Origin of the sequence: Streptomyces sp. NPDC015171 (genome assembly GCF_043079545.1) — a bacterium.
GTDB lineage: Bacteria > Actinomycetota > Actinomycetes > Streptomycetales > Streptomycetaceae > Streptomyces.
On sequence record NZ_JBIBUO010000011.1, the window covers coordinates 280692 to 297621 of the forward strand.

Annotated in this window: 16 protein-coding genes; 6 read left to right on the forward strand and 10 right to left on the reverse strand. The window is 74.6% G+C overall.

Translation table 11 applies throughout. From position 1 onward, the window contains the following. Nucleotides 1-145: 145 nt before the first annotated feature. Nucleotides 146-1054 carry a hypothetical protein gene (locus ACF073_RS28510; RefSeq protein ID WP_392074248.1) on the reverse strand — a complete coding sequence of 303 codons (909 nt, stop codon included), beginning with the start codon at nucleotides 1052-1054 and terminating at the stop codon, nucleotides 146-148. 41 nt (nucleotides 1055-1095) lie between these two features. Continuing rightward, nucleotides 1096-1500 carry an ATP-binding protein gene (locus ACF073_RS28515; protein ID WP_392074249.1) on the reverse strand — a complete coding sequence of 135 codons (405 nt, stop codon included), beginning with the start codon at nucleotides 1498-1500 and terminating at the stop codon, nucleotides 1096-1098. 170 nt (nucleotides 1501-1670) lie between these two features. Here ACF073_RS28515 and ACF073_RS28520 point away from each other — a divergent pair, with 170 nt between their 5' ends. Genes ACF073_RS28520 through ACF073_RS28530 form a run of 3 tightly spaced genes read left to right on the forward strand, consistent with a single transcriptional unit; the run spans nucleotide 1671 to nucleotide 2981 of the window. Beyond that, nucleotides 1671-2522: a helix-turn-helix domain-containing protein gene (locus tag ACF073_RS28520; protein WP_392074250.1), complete on the forward strand. Its 852-nt coding sequence runs from the start codon at nucleotides 1671-1673 to the stop codon at nucleotides 2520-2522. A 2-nt stretch (nucleotides 2523-2524) separates the two neighbouring features. Further along, nucleotides 2525-2758 (forward strand): DUF397 domain-containing protein, encoded by a 234-nt coding sequence (locus ACF073_RS28525; protein WP_392074251.1) that lies wholly within the window; start codon nucleotides 2525-2527, stop codon nucleotides 2756-2758. 22 nt (nucleotides 2759-2780) lie between these two features. Then, a complete protein-coding gene (locus ACF073_RS28530; protein ID WP_392074252.1) occupies nucleotides 2781-2981 on the forward strand; it encodes a DUF397 domain-containing protein in 201 nt (66 codons plus the stop codon). Here ACF073_RS28530 and ACF073_RS28535 read toward each other — a convergent pair. Then, complete coding sequence (locus tag ACF073_RS28535; protein ID WP_392074310.1) at nucleotides 2978-3154, reverse strand: hypothetical protein; 177 nt, start codon at nucleotides 3152-3154, stop codon at nucleotides 2978-2980. The two genes, ACF073_RS28530 and ACF073_RS28535, sit on opposite strands and share 4 nt — an antisense overlap. On the opposite strand from ACF073_RS28535, the gene ACF073_RS28540 reads away from it, so the two are divergent. Together ACF073_RS28540 and ACF073_RS28545 are read left to right on the forward strand one after the other, a co-directional pair. Beyond that, on the forward strand, nucleotides 3087-3332 hold the full coding sequence (locus ACF073_RS28540) for a Scr1 family TA system antitoxin-like transcriptional regulator (RefSeq protein WP_392074253.1): 246 nt from the start codon (nucleotides 3087-3089) through the stop codon (nucleotides 3330-3332). The two genes, ACF073_RS28535 and ACF073_RS28540, sit on opposite strands and share 68 nt — an antisense overlap. A gap of 8 nt (nucleotides 3333-3340) precedes the next feature. Next, nucleotides 3341-3541 (forward strand): DUF397 domain-containing protein, encoded by a 201-nt coding sequence (locus tag ACF073_RS28545; protein ID WP_392074254.1) that lies wholly within the window; start codon nucleotides 3341-3343, stop codon nucleotides 3539-3541. Here the strand turns inward: ACF073_RS28545 and ACF073_RS28550 are convergent. The 7 genes from ACF073_RS28550 to ACF073_RS28580 form a co-directional block, all read right to left on the reverse strand. Beyond that, on the reverse strand, nucleotides 3538-5280 hold the full coding sequence (locus ACF073_RS28550; RefSeq protein ID WP_392074255.1) for a thiopeptide-type bacteriocin biosynthesis protein: 1743 nt from the start codon (nucleotides 5278-5280) through the stop codon (nucleotides 3538-3540). The genes ACF073_RS28545 and ACF073_RS28550 overlap by 4 nt on opposite strands. A gap of 79 nt (nucleotides 5281-5359) precedes the next feature. Beyond that, nucleotides 5360-7396 (reverse strand): TOMM precursor leader peptide-binding protein, encoded by a 2037-nt coding sequence (locus ACF073_RS28555; RefSeq protein WP_392074256.1) that lies wholly within the window; start codon nucleotides 7394-7396, stop codon nucleotides 5360-5362. Then, on the reverse strand, nucleotides 7393-9399 hold the full coding sequence (locus ACF073_RS28560; protein ID WP_392074257.1) for a hypothetical protein: 2007 nt from the start codon (nucleotides 9397-9399) through the stop codon (nucleotides 7393-7395). The genes ACF073_RS28555 and ACF073_RS28560 overlap by 4 nt, the downstream gene beginning before the upstream one ends. Further along, nucleotides 9396-10583, reverse strand: coding sequence for a hypothetical protein (locus ACF073_RS28565; protein ID WP_392074258.1), 1188 nt, complete (start codon nucleotides 10581-10583; stop codon nucleotides 9396-9398). The genes ACF073_RS28560 and ACF073_RS28565 overlap by 4 nt, the downstream gene beginning before the upstream one ends. After that, nucleotides 10580-13453 carry a lantibiotic dehydratase gene (locus ACF073_RS28570; RefSeq protein ID WP_392074259.1) on the reverse strand — a complete coding sequence of 958 codons (2874 nt, stop codon included), beginning with the start codon at nucleotides 13451-13453 and terminating at the stop codon, nucleotides 10580-10582. The genes ACF073_RS28565 and ACF073_RS28570 overlap by 4 nt, the downstream gene beginning before the upstream one ends. Nucleotides 13454-13611: 158 nt before the next feature. Beyond that, on the reverse strand, nucleotides 13612-13791 hold the full coding sequence (locus ACF073_RS28575) for a thiazolylpeptide-type bacteriocin (RefSeq protein ID WP_392074260.1): 180 nt from the start codon (nucleotides 13789-13791) through the stop codon (nucleotides 13612-13614). A 53-nt stretch (nucleotides 13792-13844) separates the two neighbouring features. Further along, nucleotides 13845-14045 carry a thiazolylpeptide-type bacteriocin gene (locus ACF073_RS28580; RefSeq protein WP_392074261.1) on the reverse strand — a complete coding sequence of 67 codons (201 nt, stop codon included), beginning with the start codon at nucleotides 14043-14045 and terminating at the stop codon, nucleotides 13845-13847. 559 nt (nucleotides 14046-14604) lie between these two features. On the opposite strand from ACF073_RS28580, the gene ACF073_RS28585 reads away from it, so the two are divergent. After that, nucleotides 14605-16881 (forward strand): ATP-dependent RecD-like DNA helicase, encoded by a 2277-nt coding sequence (locus ACF073_RS28585; RefSeq protein WP_392074262.1) that lies wholly within the window; start codon nucleotides 14605-14607, stop codon nucleotides 16879-16881. Nucleotides 16882-16930: the final 49 nt, after the last annotated feature.

Here is a 16930-nt window from a genome sequence, read left to right on the forward strand (position 1 = left end):
TCCTTCGTGTACCGAACCGTATGGGGGCGGTGATGGGCGGATCTGGGCCATGCGGCGGCCCCTGTCCTGGGGCTGACCACCTCCCTGGGGCTCAGATCCGCCGATCCGTCGTCGGCACGTGCTCAGCGCCCCGGCGGCCGGGTGCTCATTCGCCGGCGAACAGCTCCGCCGCGTCCGTCGCGTGTACGGCGCGCTGGGCCCAGGCCTCCAGCTGGTCGAGGTCCGTGCAGGTCTCGACGCGCCGGCGGACGGTGTCGGGTACGGGGATGCCGCGCCATTCGAGGATGTGCAGGACCATCTCCGCCTTGGCCTCGGCCTTGCCCTGTTCCAGGCCCTGCTCCAGGCCCTGCTCCCTTCCCTCCTCGCGTACCTGTTCCGCGAGGGGGTGGCGCCAGAAGTACTGGATTGCCGTCATCAGGTCCCTCCACATCTGCTTCGCCTGGGGGTCGGCCAGGCATGAGTCGATGAACTGCACGAAGACCGCGGCGCTGTCGGGGTCGATGGTCCGCAGGGCGGATGCCAGCGATTCCAGTATGGCCGGGGCCTGGGGGCCACGTCCGTGTGTCATGGCCGAGAGCACCGCGAGGGGGACGTCCCGTTCGGCCTGCCGTTCGTCGGCGATCACCGGCACGTTGTCCGGGCCCAGCACCAGCGGACGCACCGTCAGCGAGTCCCAGCCGGTGAAGCCGAACCGGATCGGGCGCGCGGCCCACTTCGCCGTGGCGCTGCTCTGGGTGATGACGATCAGCACCGGCTCACAGCGGTACTTCTCGTAGAGGTAGGACAGGTAGTACGGCCAGCTGCCCCGCTTGCGGTCGTCCGCCTTGCCTTGCGATTCGACCACCAGGAGGTAGGTGCCCTCGTCCGTCTCGGCGCGCAGCAGCGTGTCCACGCGCCGTTCGACGGGTTCGATCTCGGTGAGGTCCACGTTCAGCGCGGCGATCTCGCGGGGTTCCGGGAAGGGCACGTGCAGCACCTTCTGTAACGCTCGCGTCAGCAGCGCCGGATCCTTCTGGAAGATGCGGTGCAGCGCCTCGTGTGACGGGCCGACCATACGTTCTCCTTTCGTGCGACTCGTATGACGTGATCAACGAGCTATGCCGCAGCGAGTTCGCACCAGACGTACTTGCCCCGGTCCCCGAACCGCGCCGACGGCTGCCAGCCCCAGTGGTCGGCGCAGGCCAGGACCAGTCCCAGTCCGCGCCCGTCCTCCAGGTCCAGGGCCTGTTCCAGTGGTCGGGGCGGCCTGGGCGGTTCCGGGTCCGTGTCCCACGCGCCGATCCACACCAGCCCCTGCGGGGAGCGGCGTACTCGCAGCGCGGCCGGCCCCTTGGTGTGCCGTACGGCGTTCGAGACCAGCTCCGCCGCGAGCAGCTCCGCCGTGTCCGCCAGGTCGGTCAGGCCGTGCAGGGCGAGGATGGCGCGCAGGGTGCGGCGGCAGACGGTGACGGCTCTTGGATCGTTGGGCACGTAGAGCGTGTAGTCCCAGGTTTCGGGCATGCGGCAGCTCCGGTTCGGTGGTGGGGGGAGGCGAGGGCAGAGGAGACGGCGCTCTGCTTCCGTGGCGCCACTGACAGTAGGGACACATTTTGGGACGGCGCAAGCCGTTGTCGTATTCTGTCCCCCGAACGAGGCTTCGCCTCCGAGTAGTTGAGGTCCGGGAGGTAGACGTGCCACGCAGGCAGCGGCCCACCGCACGACAGGAACGCCTGGGTGCCGAGCTACGCAAACTGCGCGAAGCGGCGGGTTTCAAGGGGCGTGAGGCTGCCGAACTGCTCGGCACCGACTCTGCTCAGATGAGCCAGATCGAGGCCGGTACGGCCGGTGTGAGCGAGGAGCGTGTGCGACGCCTCGCGGCGCAGTATTCCTGCGCCGACTCCGCCTTGATCGATGCCTTGGTCGCGATGGCGACCGAAAGGACGCACGGATGGTGGGAGGAGTACCGGGGTCTGCTCCCCACGCCGTTCATGGACCTGCCGGAGCTGGAACATCACGCCAGCCATCGACGGGACGTGGAGTTCCTGCACGTGCCCGGGCTGTTGCAGACAGCGGAATACGCCCGCTCCCTCTTCGCCTACGTGAACCCGGAGTTCCCGGAAGACGAGGTGGAGCGCTGGGTGGAACACCGGATGCGGCGCAGGGTCATCATCGAGCGCGCAGAACCCGTGCCCTATGAGGCGTTGGTCCATGAGGCGGCTCTGCGCATCAGAGTCGGCGACCGTGGCGCGGCTCGCGCTCAGCTCACTCAGGTGCTGGAGCTTTCCGGGGCCGAGCATGTGACGGTGCGTGTCGTGCCCTTCGACCTGAACGGCTTCGGCGGTGCGGGCAGCGCGATGGTGTATGCGGGCGGCCCAGTGCCCGGGCTTGACACCGTCGTACGAGACGGCCCCGGCGGTCCCGTGTTCATCGATGCCGAAGCCCAGCTCAACCGCTATCGGAAGCTCTTCCGTAGGGTGGAGGCGGCGTCACTCGAACCGACCGAGTCGCGTGACTTCATCCACAGGCTGGCGAAGGAGTTGTGACCATGTTGAGCGCCGACACCTGGCGGAGGTCCTCTTTTTCTGGAGGCGGACAGGGGGACGCCTGTGTGGAGGTCGCTGCCCGTCGCACTCGCATATCCGTCCGTGACTCCAAAGCCCCTGACAGAGCCACCCTCACCTTTCCCGCCTCCGCGTTCGTCGCATTCCTCGATGCCCTCAGGGCGGACTCACGATCCATTGGGTCCACGGCCGGGCGCGCGACCTCATCCAGAGGCTGACGGAGAAGCCGAGGTAGCCCCCGTGCCCCTTTCCGACATCTGGCGTAGGTCGTCGTACTCGGGCGGCGGCGACGGCAACAACTGCGTGGAGGTCGCCGCCTTCCCCTCCCGCATATCCCTCCGTGACTCCAAGGCCCCCGCCCGAGCCGTCCTCACCTTCCCCGCCCCCGCCTTCGCCTGCTTCCTCGAAGCCCTGAAGCGGGAGCCGTACTCCCGCTCCTAGGGGCTGGTGCGGCCCAGGGGCAGCAGGTACTGGATCGGCTCGTCCAGGTCGTCGAGGCCGAGGAGTTCGTGGGCCAGGTCGTCGTGGAGGCCGCCCAGCGGCAGGATGGCCGTGTGTGTCGTCCCCTTGGATCTGGACGGCTTCTCGTGGGGCGGCAGTTCGATGACATACATGGGCGGGCCCCTTCCCGCACTGGACACAGTGCTCCGCGATGCGCCTCACGGCACGGTCTATGTCGATGCCGAAGCCCAACTCGATACCTATCGAACGCGCTTCCGTAAGGTAGAAGGCATGTCACTCGAACCGGAACCGTCGCGTGACTTCATCCGCAGGCTGGCGCAAGAGCTGTGAGGAGACGCGTGACCACTCCCGACAACTGGCGGAAGTCGTCCTACTCTGACGGCGGCGACGGAAACGACTGCGTGGAGGTCGCCGCCTCCCCCTCCCGCATATCCCTCCGTGACTCCAAGGCCCCCGCCCGAGCCGTCCTCACCTTCCCCGCCCCCGCCTTCGCCTGCTTCCTCGAAGCCCTGAAGCGGGAGCCGTACTCCCGCTCCTAGGGGCTGGTGCGGCCCAGGGGCAGCAGGTACTGGATCGGCTCGTCCAGGTCGTCGAGGCCGAGGAGTTCGTGGGCCAGGTCGTCGTGGAGGCCGCCCAGCGGCAGGGTGGCCAGGCCGAACGCCGCCGAGGTGAGCAGCAGCGTCTGCGCGAGGTGGCCGGCCTCCAGCAGACCGAGCCGCAGCGCGCGCAAACCGTAGCGGCGGCGCAGCACACCGAGGTCCAGGTGGACCGTGAGCACCGCCGGGGCCTCGTCGATGCCCACCGCGTCCGGGTCGTCCGCCGGCCGGGAGAGGTACGAGGACAGCGCCTTCAGCTCGGCGACGGTCGGCGCCGGGCCGATCGGGAGCAGCGCGCGGCGCTCCGGCACGCAGTGGTACGTACCCGCGGCCAGCCCCGCGACGTCCAGCGCCACCAGGCGCAGCCGCACGCTGTAGAGGGCGCCGGCGCTCGGGTACGGGCGGTGCCGGAGGGTGCGTACGGTGCCGTCGGCGAGCGGCTGCCGCGTCTCGTGGCTCTCGGCGTACGCGGACCACAGCACCCCGCCCAGGGTGCCCGCGTCGAGCGGCCCGTACAGCGGTCCGCGCACGGAGCTGCGCCGGTGCAGTGCCTCGGTGAGTGACAGATCCGGCAAGGGCGCGGCGGGCAGGGGGAGTTCGGCCGTCAGCTGGGCTGCCGAGGGGGTCGGCGGCGGGGGCAGGTCGCGCAGGGCGGTGTCCTCGGGACGCCCGACGCGGAACTTGCTGCGCTCCAGGTACTGGTAGTCGGCCGCGCGGTGCCCGACGGGGAAGAACCCCGGGTCGTCCTCGGTCTCCAGCAGCGTACGGGCCGCGAGACGGCAGACGGCCCGCTCCTCGTCGGGGGTCACGCCGAGCCGGTTGAACAGCATGTGCAGCTGGGAGGCCCACACCCAGGGCACGCGGCGGTCGGCCTGCTCCGCCGGCACCGCACCGCGCACCCGGGCGTCGTCGGCGGCGACCCGGCGGGCCCACTCCGTGAGCCAGGGCGCGGCGGTGCCCGCGTCGAGGGCGGCGCGCAGGCCCCGGGCCCGGCGGACGAGGCCCGGCCGCTGGAGGGCGAACACCGAGTTCACCCGGGAATGGACGGCGGCCCCGGGCAGCGGCTCCACCTCGGTGATCCAGCGCCAGGAGGCGGCGTGCCGGCGCAGCCAGCCCGCCGCCTGGAGTTCGTCGAGGCCGAGCGCGTGGGCGGTGGTGTGGGCGAGGTCGAGGGCGAGCGGGAGCCGGGCGGCGCGGTCCGGGGTCGCGCGCAGGGCCTCGACGGCCGCGCGGGTGGAGTGGACGAACACCTCCTCGGCGAGGGGCAGCGCGGCGGGACCGCCGTACCGCTCGGTCTCGGGTGCGTACGGCACCTCGCGCACCTCGCCGTGCCGGGACGGCCAGGGGCCGGTGAACTCCGCGGGCCGGGCGGCGGCCGACTCCGCGAGGGCTGCGGGAAGTCCGGCCGCCGCACCGGCGGCCAGCGGGCCCCGGAAGCGGATCCGCAGGTGGGGTCCGCCCTCGCCGTAGCGGATGAAGAACCAGGCGGCGCCCGGGCCGGCGGTCAGGTCGTCCATCAGCGGGGCGAGGTCGTCGGTGACGAACGCGTCCGTCGCGGCGCCGCCGGTGTGCAGGGCGAGGTGCAGGCTGTGCCAGGGGTGCCCGGAGTCCTCCGGCGTGGTTCCGGACACGGCTCCTGCGGTGGTGGCGGCGGTGGCGGGGCGGGGGCGGGCGGTCGTCATGGCGTCCTCACGGCAAGTCGCGTCCTCACGGGACATCTCGTCCGTACGGGAGTGCTCGTCCGTACGGGAGCGCGCGTTCTCATGGGAAGGGGTGGGGGTCCAGGGGCAGTTCGCCGCGCAGCGGCGGCCGGGCGGTGCGGCCCAGCCGGTGGGGCACCTCCAGCAGCCGGTCGAGACCCGTGGTGCGGCGGTTGACGTGCCCGAACGTCATCGGAAGCGTGCCGGGGACGATCACCTTGGCGCAGTGCAGCCCCAGCCGGTCCCGCACGCCCGGCTCGTCCTGCGTGACCGCGATGACCTCAAGGCCCTCGGCGGCCAGCCGCTCCACGGTCCGCTCCAGCAGCGCCGTCAGGTCGGCCACCGGCTCCGGAGCCCCGGCCCACCGCACGTACCACGGCACCTCGGCGGCGTCTGCGGTGTCGGCGGTGTCTGCGGTGTCGGCGAACAGGAAGTCCAGCCGGTGCTGTGCCTCGGGCAGGGTGTTGAGGCCGACGTGGTCGTCCAGGTCCAGCACCAGTTCGGGCCGGTCCAGCATCGGACGCAGCCGCTCAGGGTCCCGGGGGCCGCCCGGTGCCGAACGGCGGGCGGCCTCCTGGACGTTGGTGACCACCTCGGCCACCGCCGAGCGGATCGCCACCCGGGGGTCGTGATGGGCGCCGGCGGCCAGGAACGTCCGGGGCGCGTCGGGATGCGCGCCCTCGTAGCGGCAGAGCGAGACCACCGCCGGGACGCCCAGGTCGTTGGTGGCGTCGAGCAGGGTCAGGCGGTAGCGCAGCAGCGCGGCGCGGTCGGCGAGGGCGGTGACCTCCGGGTCGTCGGCGGGGACGGCGACCCGGGGCAGCGGGGTGCGCGCGTACCAGGCCATCAGGAAGGCGTCGCGTTCGGCGACCTCGAACAGCCCGTACAGCGCGGCCTCCTCGGGGCTGTTGCCCAGTCCGCAGCCGTTCGAGGACTCGTACACCACCCGCGGCCTGTCCGGCCCCGGTACGTCCCAGTACGCCACGTGCTCGGGTACCGCCAGCGCGCGGCGCTCGGTGAGCGACCAGCCGTACACCCAGTCGAGTACGAGGTCCGGGGCGTACGGGACGGTCCGCCGGGCGGGGTGGCCGTCGTACTCGGGATCCGGCAGGCCGAGCCGGACGGGGTCGAGCACGGCGTGCTCGCCCCTGGCCACGAGGTCGGCGTACGAGGCGCGGAGCACGGTACGGCGTCCGGTGGGCCGCATCCCGGCGAACCGCTCCACGCTCTCGAACAGGGCGACGCGCTCGCTGGAGCGGAAGTCGCCCGACCGGCCGTAACCGCCGTCGTCCAGCGAGCGGCCGTCCGTCACCCAGGCGGTGGTCAGCGCGAACGCGGAGTCCTCGGTCCTGAAGAGCCGGCGCACCGGCCCGAACCGCTCGTCGTGCAGTTCGGCCCGCAGCCGGGCGGGCGTGGTACGGGCGTTGGGACCGCGCAGCACCGACGGGTCGGGCAGCGGCCTGGGCCCGGCCGGCAGCCGGGCGCCCGCGGGCGAGTCGTCCGGCAGCGGCCGGCAGACCGGGCAGCCGCCGACCGGCCGGACGCGGTGGGTGGACCAGGTGTACCGGTCGCCCTGGAGGATGTGGACGACGGCCCGGCCGTCGGCCGCGACCGGGCCGGGGGCGCCGGGGCCGGCCGGGCGTGCGCCGGCCGCGACCGGGCTCGGTCCGGGCGGGGCGGCCGTCAGCAGGTCCGCCGCGAGCCGGAGCGCCGCCTCGGCCAGCGGCGGGGTCCCGGTGCCGCCGAGCGTGAGCCGCCCGCTCTGCCACGGCACCCGGCCGCCCGCGGTGGCCAGCCGCTGGTACTCCGCGCAGCCGACGCAGGCCGGTGCCCCGGGGTGGAGGACGGGCCCGATCACGGTCAGCGCCCCGTCCTCGCGCACCGGGACGAACCGCACCGGATGCGCCAGGGCGTGCCGGCTGAGCCGCTCGGCCAGCGCGAGGTCCCACGCGGTCAGCCGTACGACGGCGGTGCCCTCCACGGTCGCGAGCGCCGCCTCCGGATCGAGAACGGGGACGGGGGCGAGAGCGGGGACGGAGAGTGGACCGGCGTAGGAAGGATCGGCGTGCGGGTCGGTGTACGGGGCGGCGGTGCTCATCGGGGGCCTCCCGGTCCGGGCCCGGGTGCTGCCAGGACCGTGAATCCGGACGCGCGCAGGGCGTCGGCGACGGGGTGGCGGCCGGTGCCGCGCCAGGGGGCGGGGCGCAGGCCGGTCAGGCGGTGCAGGGCGGCCCGCAGGGCGGGTTCCCGGGCGGCGATCCCGGCCAGCCAGGCGTCGGTCCAGCCCTCGTCCGCCCAGCCGGCCGGTTCGACGCCGGCCGCTGCGAGCGGGGCGGCGGCGCCGCTGAGCGCGGTGTGCCGGGCGAGGTCGGGCGCGTGCTCCGCCGCCATCGCGCGGGTGACCGCGCCGAGAGCGGCGAGGGCGACGGCGTCCGCCGCGGTGGCTTCGACGGCGCGGCTCACCGTGCCGGTGCAGGTACCCGTGCCGGTGCCGCTGCCGGTCGCGTCCTGCCGGATCCGTACGACGGCCAAGTGGGCTTCCCCGCCGTGGAGTTGCCGGACCGACAGCTCGGCGGTCCGGCCCATGCGCTCGGTCAGCACGGTCCACCAGTGACGGGCCTGCGGATGCGCGAGCCGCACGTCGTCCCCGGAGAAGTCGGTGAGGTCGGTGAAGTCGGTGAAGCCGGAAAGGTCGGTGGAGTCGGTGACCGGGCCGAGGGCGGCACGGCGCAGTGCCCGGCCATGGGCGTGGTCGGGGCTCGCTCCGACGACCGGGGCCGACGGTCCGTCGGCGAGGGCGAGTTCGGCGGCCCGGCAGGCCGCTTCCAGCCGGGCCAGGTCCGCCCGTACCGCTCCGGCGACCAGCAGACCCGCCGGGGTCCGGCAGGACGCGAGCGACGCGGGGAGCTGCGGCAGGTCCCCGGGCTGCGGCGCGTCGAACACGCCGAGGTACGGGTCGCCCAGGGCCGTGACGCGGCGCAGGGCCTCCGTGAGGTCGGGCGCGGGCGGGGCGTCCGGCCCCCGGCGGGCGGCGCGCGGGGCCGCTGCCCACGGGTGGTACGCGGCCTCCGGGGGCTCGGCCCGGGCGATCAGTACGGCCGGGTGTCCGGCCGTAGCCGCCCCGGCGGTGTCCTCGTGCGCGGCGGGGTCGGGCAGTCCGGCGACGGTCGCGAGCAACCGCCCGGCCGCGGCACCGGCGAGCAGCGCGACCTGCGTAAGGGACGGCCCCTGGGCGCTGCCGCTGCCGCCGCTGCCGCCGTCGTTGTTGCCGCCGAGGCGGGCGGCGAGGGCGGCGGCGTCGGCGCGGGCGCGGTCCGGGGGCCCGGGCTCGGTGACGAAGCCGCCGCCCGCGTCGCAGGACACGGCCAGCGCCACGGCCCCCGACGGAGCGTCGGCCGTGACCACGGCCCGGCCCTCGGGGAGGCGGCCGTCGGCCGTGACCCGCGGGCTCGCCCCCGCGCGGCGCAGCGCCTGTACGAGGCTCACCGCGAGGGGGCCCTCCGGATCCGGTGCGGCGACGAGCGGGTGCGAGGTCCGGATCGCTTCGACCGCCTCGGCCGGGCGGGCCGCCGAAGAGCTGGGCCAGGGCGGGAGTTCGGCGCCGCCCGGGTACTCGACCAGCAGGTCGTGCTCGCGCAGCCGGGCCGTGAGCGTGCCGAGCGCGGCTTCCACCCGCGGGTCGCCCCGACCGCTCGCGACGCCCGTCGCCCGACCGTCCTCCTGAACCGGACCGTCCTCCTGAACCGGAGCCCCGTCCGGAACCGAAGCCGCAGCCCCGTCCGGAACCGAAGCCGGAGCCCCGTCCGGAACCGAAGCCGGAGCACCGTCCGTAACCGGAGCATCGGTCCCGCCCCCGGCGGCGAGCCGGTCCGAGAGCAGCCGCCACAGGGCCGGCAGCGCACGGCTGCCCTCCAGCGTGACGCCGGCGGCGCGCCCGCGCAGGTGCAGACCCGCGAGCAGCGGGGTGACGGCCACGCCTGGCCGCAGCCGCAACCGCTGCTCCCCTCCCGGCACGGGCGCGGCGGAGACGTCAGGCACGCGCGCGTCCGGCACGCCCGGCTCCGGGGCCGTGCCCGACGCGGCGGCGGGAGCGGTGCTCATGACGTGCCCTCCACCGCCGCGATCACCTCGTCGATACGGCCCTGCCAGGTGTGCCCGGTGAGCCCCGGCACCGTGCGCACGACCAGGTGCGCGGCGAGGTACCGCTCCACCGGCCGTACGTCGCAGATCGCGAACAGCCGGTACAGCGCGTTCGTACAGGCCCGGTAGATCAGGTAGTCGGGCCGGCTCCACATCGCCCCCTGCGGGTCCGAGCGGCGCAGCCGCCGGTGGAACTCGCTGTAGCGGGTGCGGACGTCCTGGTCCCAGCGGTCGGCCACCGTCCGGTCGCCGAACGCCGCCGCCCGGTCCCGGTACTCGCCGGGATCGCCGGCGAAGTCCGCGCCCGCCGCGAACCGCTCGGCGGCGACGCGCCACGCCTGGGCGGACCAGTCGGCCCAGGCGCGTTCCCAGCCGTCCGCCCCGCCGCCCGTGATCCGCCCGACCAGCGCGGTGACGGCCGGCCCCGCGGCCTCCCAGCGGCGCTCGAAGGCCGCCCGCAGCCGCCCGTCCCGGTCCTCGTGGACCAGGAAGTCCTCCAGGTGCGAGACGAACGAGTAGTGGCCCCCGACCAGCCCCTCCGGGTGCGCCGCCGCGTGCGCGGCCAGCGCCGTGACCGCGAGCTGCACGCGGGCGGCGGACGCGTCGCCGTGCCCGCCGAGGAACGCGCACCCGGCGTCGAGCGCCGGCAGGCCGAGCGCCAGCAGGTCGTCGCGGAGCCGGACCCCGTCGGGCCCGATCAGGGCGCGCAGGGACGACTGGTCCACCGGCTCGACACGGACCGTGCCGTCCGGTACGAGGGGCCCGTACGGCGGGGCGATCAGCTCGGCGCGGCCGGCCGCCTCGGCGCGGGCGAGGAGTTCGGCCTCGGTGACGCGGGCGGCCGGGGGATGGCCGGCGGCCCAGGTCCGCAGCGCGGTCGCGGTGTGCTCGGCCGCCGCTGCCGCCCGGTCGGGGGCGCCGCGCAGCCGGAGCCGGACGTGCGGGCCGTACAGCCAGTGGCGCTCGACGTGCGCGGTCAGGCCGGCGGCCACGGCCCGGCGGGCCAGGGGCAGCACGGCTTCGCGCAGCAGCGGGGCCTTGTCCTCGCGGTAGTCGTACAGGACGACGTCGAGGGCCGCGGCGGAGCCGGGCGCGGCCGGGTCCAGCGGGGCGGCCGCGGGGGCGGGGCCGGCCGGGGCGTTCATCGGGTGCCTCCTCGGCGGGGTACGGGCGGTACGGCGGTGCGGAGCGCGTCCCCGCCGGCGGCACGGCGGCGTGCCGGGCGGTACGTCTCGACGACGGACTCGACGGCGTGGACCGGCCGGTCCCGGCCGCCGAAGGCGGGCAGGGCCTCCTCCAGGACGACGCCCTGGGAGTGGCGTGCCAGCCAACTGCCCAGACAGCGCAGGTGCAGGGCGTTGCCCAGGTCGAGCGCCTGCGGCTTGGGCGCCCGCAGCCGCGCGACGAAGTCGTCGAGCGCGCGCTCGGCCGGGGGCCGTGCGGCCGGATGCAGGAAGAGCTGCTCCGGCAGGTCGAGCAGGGCCCGCCAGCGGGTCACGGCGGCGGCCGGCACCTCCCCCTCCGCCGCGAGGTCGCCGCGGAGCGCGTCCAGCACGCCCGGGCCCAGGTGCCAGCGGCGCCGGGCCAGCACCAGGTGGCGGTGGCGCAGCCGCGGCGTACGCACCACCTGGCCGCCCGGTGCCGCCATCGCGTGCCGGGGCAGCAGCGGGCGGAAGTCGACCACTCCCTCGGGATGGTCGCAGAGGAACGGCCCGAGCCGCGCCGGCAGCATGATCGGGGCGAGGAAGCCCAGGTAGAGCACGTCCAGCGGGTCCCCGGTCGCCCGTACCCGCAGCCGCAGCCGGTCGGTGGCCGGGTCGTGGACGAGATCGAGGTCGGCCTCGGCGAGGGCCGTCCGGCCGCGGTCGGGCCCGACCTCCTCGGCGAGCAGCAGCGGGTGCAGGTTGGCGTTGAACCCGCCCACCGGCCGGACCTGGGCCGCCCGCGCGCCCGCGCCGAGGCCGCGCCGGACGCGCTCGCCGACCGCGGCGGCGGCGCTCGCGGGCAGGGCGTCGAGGAAGCGGCTGGTGAACCGGCCCCAGCCGCCGTAGACGTGGTTGACGCACAACAGCTCGCCGTCGTACGCGCGTTGGACGAAGTGGGAGTAGCTGAGCGGCCGGGCGGCCGTCCAGCCGGGCAGCCGGCCGGCGAGGGCGCGGACCGGGCCGGCCGGCAGGACGACCTCGGGGGCCGCGTCCCCGGCCGGTCCCGCCGCCTCCCGTGCCAGCGACGCGAACTCCTCCCGTACGCGGGCGAGTTCGACCATGTCGGCGGGCAGCTCCGGGGCGTCGGACGGCAGGCCCGCGAGGCGGCCCGCCTCCTCCCAGGCGGCGGCGGTGTCGGTGCCGAAGTCCCACGGGTCGCGGCAGGTGCCGCCCACCCCGTAGCGGGCGACGAAGCGGTCCCGGGCTACCCGGCTCATCACATGCCCGAGGTCGAACAGCTCGGCCAGGGCAGTGAGTTCGGTGAGCGCGGCACGGTCGGCGGGGGTGCACGGGTCGTACCCGGAGGGCCGGTCCCCGTACGGCGCTCCCGTGGTCCGCGCGGCCGTACCGGGTGCGGTCGGCGGCCGGCGCGGTGGCAGGGGGGCGGGGACGACGGCGTCCTCGGTGAGGGCGGTCAGCGGTGCCGCGTCCGGCGGGACGGGCCGGCCGGTGTCGGCGAGCAGCTCGTGCCAGCGCCCGGCCAGGGCGGCGAGCAGTGCGGGGCGCCCGGCGGCGGGGGTGTCCGCGAACCGCCCGGTGTCGTGGGCGAGCCGGTCGAGCCGGTCCGCCAGGACGGCGTCGGCGGGCCACTGGCGCAGCCAGTCGGCGAGCGCGCGCAGCGGGGCGGGGTGCTGCGGGTCGACGGGCTCGGCGGGCACGAGCAGCCCGGAACCGGCGAGCCGGTCCACGAAGGCGGCGACGGCGGGGTCGTCCGGCGTACGGCCCAGGCCGGCGGCGAGCCGGGCGGTCAGCGCGCCGAGGCCGAGCGGCCCCTCGGCGAGGACGGCGGCCAGCGTGGCCAGCGCCGGGCGCGCGGCCGCCTCGACCTCGTCCTCCCGGGTGACCAGGTACCGGCCTCCGGCGAACAGCGCCTCAGCGCGGGCGAAGCGGGCCCGCCCGTCGGCCACCCGTGCGGTGCTCGTCATGCGGTGCGGGAGGGCGCGGCGGCGGCGCGGCTCGTCGAGCAGGGCCGCGACGAGCGCGGCGACGAGGGTGCGGTTCTCCTTGACGACGGACACCGGCGGGGCGGCGGCCCCGGCCTCGGGCTCCGCCGCGAAAGCAGCCGTGCCGCTCGTGCCGCTCGTGAGGGCGGCGGCAGCCCGGGCGGTGGTGTCGGCGGCCGGCCCGGCCGCCCACCCGACGGCGGTGAACCACGACAGCGGGCTGGTCTTCGTACTGGCCCGCAGTGCGTGCCGCAGCACCGAGGGCTCCTCCTTGCGCGCCCGCCGCCCCGTCTCGCCCCGTCCGGCCCTGTCGACCGCGCGCAGCAGGTCGGCGCTGGTCAGGGCGATGGCCCGGGCGAAGGCGGGGGAGCGGCAGAGGTCCGCGAGCGCGGCGCGCTCGGCGGCCAGGGCGGGTGGCACGGCGGCGCCGAGCCGGTCGAGCAGCCGGGCGCGCAGCTCGCGCAGGGCGAGCCAGTCGGCGAGCCGCGGCACCCGGTCGGGAAGGGCGCCCAGCCGGCCGAGGAGGGCGGGCCGGGGCTCGCGGCCGTTGTGCAGCGCGCGGCGCAGCGGGAGGACCACCTGGCGGTGGAAGTCCTCGTCGTGGCCGGCGCGGGCGGCGAAGAGGTCGTCGGACAGGGCGGCCCGCAGGGCGGAGTCCTGGACGGCCAGCGCGGTGAGCAGGGCGAGCAGGGCCCGCACCTCGGCGGCGGGCGCGGTCTCGGCGGGGTACGGGAGCACGCTCGTACGGACGAGGGCGTACGGCGCGGTCCGGTCGCCGGGGTCCGCCGGGTCGCACGGGTCCGCCGGGCCGGTCCGGCCGGGCGCCGGCACGGGCGCCGGGGCTGTCGGCGGGGCGGAGTGCGGCATGACAGGGCTCCCGTCGTACGGCTCGGAGGGCGGGCGGGCTCGGTGGAGCGGGCGGGGCGGCCACGGGTCGTACGGCCGGCCGGGCAGCGCGGACGAGCCGGCCGGCCGTACGGGAGCCGCAGCTCACCGGCCTTGTGCGGGACAAGGCCGAAGGCGCCCTAGTAGGGCAGGTCGGGCAGCCTGGGCTGGGCGCACGAGGAGGAGCCGCACGAGCACGAGCTCACTCCGCCGGAGGCGCCCGTCTCGGGCAGCGCGACGGTGTCCCGCAGGGCGGTGACCGTCAGCTCGCCGAGGTCGAGGTCCTCGAGTGCGAGGAGATCCTCGCGATGGTCGGCCATGTGGAGCCTCTCAGTTCGAGGGACGGTGGACGGTGGACTCGGTGGGCCCGGCGTCAGAGGACGGGGGTGTCCACCTGCGGCTGCGCACACGAGGACGAGCCCTGGCAGGAGCAGGAGCCCCACGAGGCGCCGTTCTCGGGCAGCGCGGCCGTGTCGCGCAGCGAGGTCACGGTCAGGTCGCTGAGGTCCAGGTCCGCGTCGAGAGCGAGGTCCTGGAGCTCCAGGGCGCCCTGCGGGTTCGGGGTACGGGACATGACGAACTCCCTTCGGAGGAAGGTGGAGACCGGAACGCGCCGAAGGAATGCCGGCGCGAGAACATGCCGATAGGAGGGCATGTAAGGAAATACCGCTCGAAGCTTGAGATAGCGCCCGAACGGTCATTCGTCGTGCAGCAGCGAGTCTGGATCCCGGGGGATGTCGGCAGCAAGGCCAGTTCAGACATTGGCCTGTTGTGTTCATCCCGGTTCGGTGTGTCTTGGCACGGGCCGTCGCGGTGGCACGGACGCGTTTGGACTGATGCACGGTGAAGAAGATGTGCATTCATGTGTCCTTTGTGTGACGGATCTTCCCTGGTTGTCCATGAGTCGGATCGGGGCCCGGAAAAGAGGACGTCAGGACTCCGTCAGCCGGGTGTCAGCGCGTCCGTGCGGGGCCGTCGCACGAGGTGACGTACATCGCGTCCGCGAGGGGTGCACAATCGGTCAACTTCCGCGCCGTGGAGCGGAGCCGTCCGGTCCGTCCGGGCGGTCGCCCGGGGCTCCCACCGGCCGGAACGCGGCTCCGGTTGTCAGATCCCCCCGGTACCGTCGGATCATGGCGCAACAGGCGGGGAACCCCACGGGCGAGCGGCGTCTCGCCGTGCTCGAAGGCGTGCTGGAGCGGATCACGTACGCCAACGAGGAGAACGGCTACACGGTCGCCCGGGTCGACACCGGCAGAGGCGCCGGGGACCTGCTCACGGTCGTCGGCGCGCTGCTCGGTGCCCAGGTGGGGGAGTCCCTGCGCATGGAGGGCCGCTGGGGCTCGCACGCGCAGTACGGCAAGCAGTTCCACGTCGAGAACTACACGACGGTCCTGCCGGCCACCGTCCAGGGTATCCGGCGCTATCTGGGATCCGGCCTGGTCAAGGGGATCGGACCGGTCTTCGCCGACCGCATCACCCAGCACTTCGGCGTCGACACCCTCCGGGTCATCGAGGAGGAGCCGAAGCGGCTGATCGAGGTGCCGGGGCTCGGGCCGAAGCGGACCAGGAAGATCGCCGACGCCTGGGAGGAGCAGAAGGCGATCAAGGAGGTCATGCTCTTCCTGCAGACCGTGGAGGTGTCGACGTCGATCGCCGTGCGGATCTACAAGAAGTACGGTGACGCCTCGATCTCCGTGGTGCGGCAGGAGCCGTACCGGCTCGCCGCCGATGTGTGGGGCATCGGCTTCCTCACCGCCGACAAGATCGCCCAGTCGGTCGGCATCCCGCACGACAGCCCCGCGCGCGTGAAGGCCGGCCTGCAGTACGCGCTGTCGCAGTCCGCCGACCAGGGGCACTGCTTCCTGCCCGAGGAGCGGCTCATCGCCGATGCCGTCAAGCTCCTCCAGGTCGACACCGGCCTGGTCATCGAGTGTCTTGCCGAGCTGTCCCAGGTGCCCGGGGACGGGACCGATCCGGGGGTCGTGCGGGAGAAGGTGCCGGGTCCGGACGGCGACACGGAGCCGGTCAGCGCCGTCTATCTGGTGCCCTTCCACCGTGCCGAACTGTCCCTGTCCGCCCAGCTGCTGCGGCTCCTGCGCACCGGCGAGGACCGGATGCCGGGGTTCCGGGACGTCGACTGGGGCAAGGCGCTCGGCTGGCTGACCGCGCGCACCGGCGCCGACCTCGCGCCCGAGCAGGAGGCCGCCGTCCGGCTCGCGCTGACCGAGAAGGTCGCCGTGCTGACCGGCGGGCCGGGCTGCGGCAAGTCGTTCACGGTGCGCTCGATCGTGGAGCTGGCCCGGGCCCGGCGGGCCAAGGTGGTGCTGGCCGCCCCGACCGGACGTGCGGCCAAGCGGCTCTCGGAGCTGACCGGGGCCGAGGCGTCCACCGTGCACCGGCTGCTGGAGCTGAAGCCGGGCGGGGACGCCGCCTACGACCGCGACCGGCCGCTCGACGCCGACCTCGTGGTCGTCGACGAGGCATCCATGCTGGACCTGCTGCTCGCCAACAAGCTGGTGAAGGCCGTCCCGCCGGGCGCCCACCTGCTGTTCGTGGGGGACGTGGACCAGCTGCCCAGCGTGGGCGCCGGGGAGGTGCTGCGGGACCTGCTCGCCGACGGCAGCCCCGTACCGGCCGTCCGGCTCACCCGGGTCTTCCGGCAGGCCCAGCAGTCCGGTGTGGTCACCAACGCGCACCGGATCAACGCCGGACAGCACCCGCTCACCGACGGCATGAAGGACTTCTTCCTCTTCGTCGAGGACGACACCGAGGAGGCCGGCCGGCTCACCGTGGACGTGGCCGCCCGGCGCATCCCGGCGAAGTTCGGCCTCGATCCGCGCCGGGACGTGCAGGTGCTGGCGCCCATGCACCGGGGGCCGGCCGGCGCGGGCGCGCTCAACGGGCTGCTCCAGCAGGCCATCACGCCCGGCCGGCCGGATCTGGCGGAGAAGAGGTTCGGCGGCCGGGTCTTCCGCGTCGGCGACAAGGTCACCCAGATTCGCAACAATTACGAGAAAGGGAAGAACGGCGTCTTCAACGGCACCGTGGGCGTCGTCACCTCGCTCGATCCGGTCGACCAGCGCTTGACGGTGCTGACGGACGAGGACGAGGAGGTTCCGTACGAATTCGACGAACTGGACGAACTGGCCCATGCGTACGCGGTGACCATCCACCGTTCACAGGGCAGTGAATATCCCGCCGTGGTGATTCCCGTCACCACGGGGGCATGGATGATGCTCCAGCGGAATCTGCTGTACACGGCGGTCACCCGGGCCCGGCGGCTGGTCGTCCTCGTCGGTTCACGCAAGGCGATCGGCCAGGCGGTGCGCACGGTGTCGGCCGGCCGGCGCTGTACGGCCCTCGACTTCAGGCTCGGCGCGAAAAATGATCGATCAAATGAGTCATGAAGGTCACAGAGCCTTCCAGTTGACCCCTCCGAGGGGGCAGGATGAGCAG